Below are 5,882 nucleotides of genomic sequence, written 5' to 3'. Positions count from 1 at the left end.
CGCCACCGCTGCTGCCGCCGGCGGTGCGCTCCGGCGCGTAGGCGCAGCCGGTGGCACCGAAGATCGGGTTGTAGCTGTGCGAGCCGAGGCCGAATTCGGGAGTGTTGGTCTTGCCGATGATGATCGCGCCGGCCGCCTTGATGCGTTCGACCATGATGCCGTCGCGCTCGGGCAGGTAGTCGCGGAACAGCGGCGAGCCGAGGGTGGTGCGGATGCCCTGGGTCAGCGACAGGTCCTTCACCGCATGGGGCAGGCCGTGCATCCAGCCACGGTATTGGCCACGGGCCAGTTCGGCGTCGCGCTGGTCGGCTTCGGCCAGCAGGAGGTCGTCCGGCTGCTGGCTGACGATGGCATTGACCGCCGGGTTGTAGCGCTCGATCTGCTCGAGGTGCGCCTGCATCACTTCACGGCAGGAAACCTCGCGCAGGCGGATGCGCTGGGCCAGCTCAAAGGCCTGTAGCTGGACGAGTTCGTTTTGCTTGTTCTTCTGGCTCATGGAACGAGGCCTTTTTTTCATCAGGATTTCCCGCAACGGGAAGATTCGGTCGGGTTCAACGACCCCACCGGCTGATGGGGCTTGTAGCGAATAGCGCGTTCACCGGGCCGCACGCTGCCGGCGCGCCCACGAAGGTGGACGCGAGCAGCGTCGGCCTGTCGATTTCCGGCTCGGGGAATCAGCGCATCAGGTTGGTCCAGATGCGGTCGGCCAGGCGGATCGCGCCTTCGCCGCAGGTCTTGCTGAACACCACCTTGGTGCCCTCGGGGATGTGCAGTTCCGGCGCATCCTTCAGGCTGGCGTCGAGGAAGGGTTCAACACCCTTGATCGGGCTCTGGTGCTTGAGGAAGTTCTGGGTCATCGCCGAGTTCTCCGGCTGGCTGAGGAAGGCGATGAACTTCTTCGCGTTCTCCGGGTGCTTGGCGCCGGCTGGGATCACCAGGTTGTCGACCCAGGCCATCACGCCCTCTTTCGGGTAGAGGTACTTCAGGCTGGATTTCATCTCGCGCGCACGCATCGACGAGCCGCCCCAGAACATCGACATGTCGACTTCACCCGAGGCCAGGTTCTCGCGGATCGAGCCGGCCTTGGAGCTGTATGTCTTGACGAAGGGCTTCTGGTTCTTCAGCAGGGTCAGCACCTGTTGCATCTGCTTGGGGTCCTCGCTGCACAGCGGGATGCCCAGGTAGAGGCTGGCGGTGTCGATCACCTCGCTCGCCGAGTCGAACATGTTGATCCTGCCCTGCAGCTCCGCCGGCGGGGTGAACAGGACCGAGTAGCTGTCGGCCGGGCCGCTGTACTTGGTGCTGTCCAGCACCACGCTGGTAGTGCCCCAGATGAAGGGCACGGCGTAGGCGCCTTGCGGGTCCCAGGTGGGCTTCTTCAGGTTGTCCTCGACGTTGGCGTAGTACGGCTGGCTGGCCGGGTCGAAGCGCTCCAGCAGCTTCTCCTGGATCAGGATCGGCACGAACTGGTGCGAGGGGATGGCCACGTCGTAGCCGGTGCCGCCCTGCTTGAGCTTGGCCAGCAGGGTTTCGTTGGAGTCGTAGGAGTCCACGGTCACCTTGATGCCGGTTTCCTTCTCGAACTTCTCCAGGATCTGCGGGGTGAAGTAACCACTCCAGCTCACCACGTTCAGTTGTTCGGCGGCGTTCGCGTTGGCCACCAGGCCCATGGCCAGCGAGGCCCCTACAGCAGCGATCAGTTTGCTCATCTTCTACTCCGGTATGTGGGCTCAGGCCTTCTTCTTGCCGAGCAGGTAGGACAGGGTTACGAACAGCACGGAAACGCCGAGGATCAGGGTCGACACCGCGTTGACATCGGGCGTCACGCCCATGCGCAACAGGCCGAAGATGAAGATCGGCAAGGTGGTGGTGCCGGCCTGGGAGACCATCATCGAGATCACGAAGTTATCCAGCGAGACGATGAAGGCCAGCATCAGCCCGGAGAAGATTCCCGGCATCAGCAGCGGCAGGGTCACCTTGCGGAAAGTCCGCCAGGGGCCGGCGTAGAGGTCGGCGGCAGCCTGTTCCAGCGAGAGGTCCATGTCGTTGAGGCGGGCACGGATCGGCAGGTAGGCGAACGGGATGCAGAACACCGTGTGGGCGATGATCAGGTTGCCGTAGCCCAGCGACAGGCCGAGGGTGGAGAACAGCGCCAGGGTGGCGACGCCGACGACGATCTCGGGCAGCACCAGCGGCAGCATGATCGCCCCCATGGACAGGCGCAGGCCCTTGAACTTGGCGCCGCGCGAGGTGCCCAGCGCAGCCAGGGTGGCAATCACCGTGGCGATCACGCTGGCACACACGGCAATCAGCAGGCTGTTGCCGGCGGCCTGGCGCAACGCCTGGTTGGCGAAGGCGCTGCGGTACCAGTCGAGGCTGAAACCGGTCCACACGGTGGCGGACTGGTTGGCGTTGAACGAGAGCACCACCAGCACCACGATGGGCGCGTAGAGGTACAGGTAGAACAGGAAACTCAGCGCGCCGAAGCCACGGAAATCCTGTACGCCCAGACGGCGTTTGCTCAGCAGAGACAGCATCACTCACCTCCCCGGGCGATGCGCAGGCGTTCGGCGCGCATCGCGTAGAACATCAGCACCAGCATCACCGCTCCCATCAGCACCAGCGACAGCGCCGCGCCGAAGGGCCAGTTCCGCGAGTCGCTGAACTGCCGGAAGATCAGGTTGCCGAGCATCATCTTGGTGCCGCCGCCGAGCAGCTCGGGGGCGATCATCGCGCCCAGGCAGGGCACGAAGGTGAGGATGGCGCCGGCCAGGATACCCGGACGGGCAATCGGCAGGACCACCTTGCGCAGGGTGCGGATACGCCCGGCGTAGAGGTCCTGGGCCGCTTCGAGCAGGCGCATGTCCATCTTCTCGAGGGTGGCGTAGATCGGCAGCACGACGAAGGGCGCGTAGGTGTAGACCAGGCCCAGCAGCACGGCGCCATCGGTGTACAGCAGGTTCAGCGGCTGGTGGATGAGCCCCAGGCTCATCAGCGTGCCGTTGACCACGCCGGTGCCGCGCAGCAGCAGGATCCAGGCGTAGGTACGGATCAGCAGGTTGGCCCAGAACGGCACGGTGATCAGGAAGATCAGCAGGCCGCGACGGTGCGCCGGTTGCATCGCCAGCCACACCGCCACCGGGAAGCCCACCAGCAGGGTGATGACGGTGGTCGCCGCGGCTATGCCGATGGAGCGCAGGGCGATCATGACGTAGGAGTCGGCGAAGGCCAGGCTGTCGTCGAGCTGGCGCTCGAACAGCAGCGAGACATAGGCGTCGATGCTGAAGTGCGGGTTCACCCCGCCGTAGGGGTTGGCCTGCATCAGCGAGTAACCGACCACGATGAAGATCGGCACGATCAGGAACAGCCCGATGGAGACCAGCGCGGGCGATACGCCGAGGAAGCTGCGCAGCGCCTGGCGCCGCTCCAGCGAATTGCCGGCGGTTGTGGATAACCGGTTCATGCTCACCTCCGCTCAGTCCACCAGGACGCTGGCGCTGCCTTTTTCGAACAGCAGCCCGGCGCGTTGCCCGGCCACCAGCCGCCCGCGTTGGCCGGCGCTGTTGGGCGCGCGGACCGTCAGGCGAGTGCCGTCGGCGAGGCTGACCTGGTACTGCAGGTCGGTACCCAGGTAGATCTGCTGGACGACCGTGCAGGGCGTGGCCGCCAGCGTGTCCTCGGCCACCAGTTGCAGGCGCTCGGGACGGATCGACAGGGTGACCTCGGCGCCAACCTTCAGGCCTTCGCGGGCCGGGGCCTCGATCAGCTGGTCGCCGGGAATGCGGTACTGCGCGCAGTCGCCGGTGAAGTTCTCCACCCGCGCCGGGAGGAAGTTGGTCTCGCCGATGAAGTCGGCGACGAAGCGGTTGCGCGGGTTTTCGTAGATGTCGTCCGGCCGGCCGACCTGCTGCACCTCGCCCTCGGAGAGCACGGCGATGCGGTCAGACATGGTCAGGGCTTCTTCCTGGTCATGGGTGACGAAGATGAAGGTGATGCCGGTCTTGGACTGGATCGCCTTGAGCTCCTCGCGCATGGCCTGGCGCAGCTTGAGGTCGAGCGCCGAGAGCGGCTCGTCGAGCAGCAGCACCTTGGGATGCGGCGCCAGCGCGCGGGCCAGGGCGACGCGCTGTTGCTGGCCGCCGGAAAGCTGGGTCGGCTTGCGCTGGGCGAAGCGTTCCATCTGCACCAGGGCGAGCATTTCGCGGACGCGCTCGGCGACCTGCGCCTTGCTCATGCGCTGGCCCATCGGATGGGATTCCAGGCCGAAGGCGAGGTTCTCGGCGATGGTCATGTGCGGGAACAGCGCGTAGTGCTGGAACACGGTGTTCACCGGGCGCTCGAAGGGCGGCCGGTCGGCGATGTTCTCGCCGTAGAGCCGGATTTCCCCGGAGGTGGGGAATTCGAAGCCGGCGATCATCCGCAGCAGGGTGGTCTTGCCGCAGCCCGACGGGCCGAGCAGGGTGAAGAATTCGTTGTCGCGGATGTCCAGGTCGACGCATTTGAGCGCGACGGGACCGCTGGCCGGGTCGCCGTAGACCTTGCGTACGGAGCGGATGGAAACCGCCGCCGTCTGCAGGCTGTGCAGGGCATTCATGGTGAAACCTCCGCATCCTTCCCGTTTGCCGCACGCTGGCAGCCGGGGGATCTTGTAGTTGTTCTGGCAGGGCTGGAGTAAACGCTGGATGCAGCGCTGGCCGTGGGTTCGGCTCGATATTGTGGTGATGCTGCTGGAGCGGATATTCGAAGAAAGGTGGTTGAGCGGAAAGCTCAATTTTCTTACATTCGATATTAAATAAATTAACAGCTGAAAATTAATACCCGAGGCTGAGCCCATGTCCATCCAGCGCCTTCCGCCGCTCAATGCCGTCCGCGCCTTCGAGGCCGCCGCCCGGCTGGGCAGCTATGTCGCCGCCTCGAAAGACCTGCATGTCACTCAGCCGGCCATCGGCCGTCACGTGAAGCTGCTGGAGGACTGGCTCGGCGTGCAGCTGTTCGAGCGCACTCCACGCGGGGTGAGCCTGACCCCGGCCGGGCAGCGTTACTACGCGAAGATATCCACAGCCCTGCAGCAGATCGCCGACGCCGGCCACGAACTGGCCCCCGGCGGCACCGCGCGCTGGCTGAAGATCCTGGTGGTGCCGGCCTTCGCCAAGCGCTGGCTGATGCCACGGCTGGAAACCCTGCGCCAACAGCGCCCGGGCCTGAAGGTGGCAGTGGAACCCAACCCGACTTTCACCGAAGTGGACGGTAAAAGCGCCGATCTGGGGATCGTCTACGGGCTTCCCGGCGTCTATCCGCAGTGTCACAGCACGCTGGTGCGGCCGGCGGTGTTCCCGGTTTGCTCGCCCTCCTACCTCGAAGAACACGGCCCGCTGAGGAGCGTGCATGAGCTGGCGCAGCACAAGCTGATCCACGTCGACGACGGCGAATGGTGGAACCTCTGGCTGTCCACCATCGGGCTGGACCTGCGGGTGAATTCCGACGTGCTCTACGTCAGCAACGACCACGCCCTGTCCATGGCCGAGGCCGGCCACGGCATCGCCCTGGCCAATCTGGTGCTGGTGAAGCACCAGCTGGCCGCCGGCACACTGGTGCGCCCGCTGCCCGAGGAAGTACCGCTGGAGAGCTACCAGCTGCTGCTGCCCACCGGCGCGGTAAGCGCGGACGTGGCCTGGTTCGAGGACTGGATTCGGGCGGCTTTGCAGGAAGAGTTTTCCACCGGGTCGGCGCCTGCCTGAGCCGCGACGCGGCGACGGGTGTCCTGTAGGAGCGGGGGGGGGGGGGGGGCAAAACCCCCCCCGGGGGGGGGGGGGGGGGGCGAGGGCGGGGGCGGAAAAAAAAGGGTGGAGAGGGGAGTTGGTAGGCGGCGGGGGCGGGGGGGG

Annotated in this window: 6 protein-coding genes; 1 reads left to right on the top strand and 5 read right to left on the bottom strand. The window is 65.7% G+C overall.

Annotated features, from left to right (window positions below):
• The 5 genes from ACCC94_RS27250 to ACCC94_RS27230 form a co-directional block, all read right to left on the bottom strand.
• A partial coding sequence (locus ACCC94_RS27250) for an amidase family protein (protein WP_413352717.1) occupies positions 1–496 on the bottom strand: 496 nt, incomplete at its 3' end.
• A 178-nt stretch (positions 497–674) separates the two neighbouring features.
• Positions 675–1,709, bottom strand: coding sequence for an extracellular solute-binding protein (locus tag ACCC94_RS27245; protein WP_413352716.1), 1,035 nt, complete (start codon positions 1,707–1,709; stop codon positions 675–677).
• 21 nt (positions 1,710–1,730) lie between these two features.
• Positions 1,731–2,537 carry an ABC transporter permease gene (locus ACCC94_RS27240; protein WP_413352715.1) on the bottom strand — a complete coding sequence of 269 codons (807 nt, stop codon included), beginning with the start codon at positions 2,535–2,537 and terminating at the stop codon, positions 1,731–1,733.
• Entirely contained in the window at positions 2,537–3,463 is a 927-nt protein-coding gene (locus ACCC94_RS27235) for an ABC transporter permease (RefSeq protein ID WP_192293919.1), read from the bottom strand. The genes ACCC94_RS27240 and ACCC94_RS27235 overlap by 1 nt, the downstream gene beginning before the upstream one ends.
• Before the next feature lie 12 nt (positions 3,464–3,475).
• Entirely contained in the window at positions 3,476–4,594 is a 1,119-nt protein-coding gene (locus ACCC94_RS27230; protein WP_413352714.1) for an ABC transporter ATP-binding protein, read from the bottom strand.
• A gap of 238 nt (positions 4,595–4,832) precedes the next feature.
• Between ACCC94_RS27230 and ACCC94_RS27225 the strand changes: the two genes are divergently transcribed.
• Positions 4,833–5,738 carry a LysR substrate-binding domain-containing protein gene (locus ACCC94_RS27225; RefSeq protein WP_413352713.1) on the top strand — a complete coding sequence of 302 codons (906 nt, stop codon included), beginning with the start codon at positions 4,833–4,835 and terminating at the stop codon, positions 5,736–5,738.
• Positions 5,739–5,882: the final 144 nt, after the last annotated feature.

Source organism: Pseudomonas sp. Pseusp97 (assembly GCF_047304025.1).
Classification (GTDB): domain Bacteria; phylum Pseudomonadota; class Gammaproteobacteria; order Pseudomonadales; family Pseudomonadaceae; genus Pseudomonas.
The sequence above is the reverse complement of the archived record's forward strand: the minus strand, read 5'-3'. Positions and strand labels throughout refer to the sequence as shown.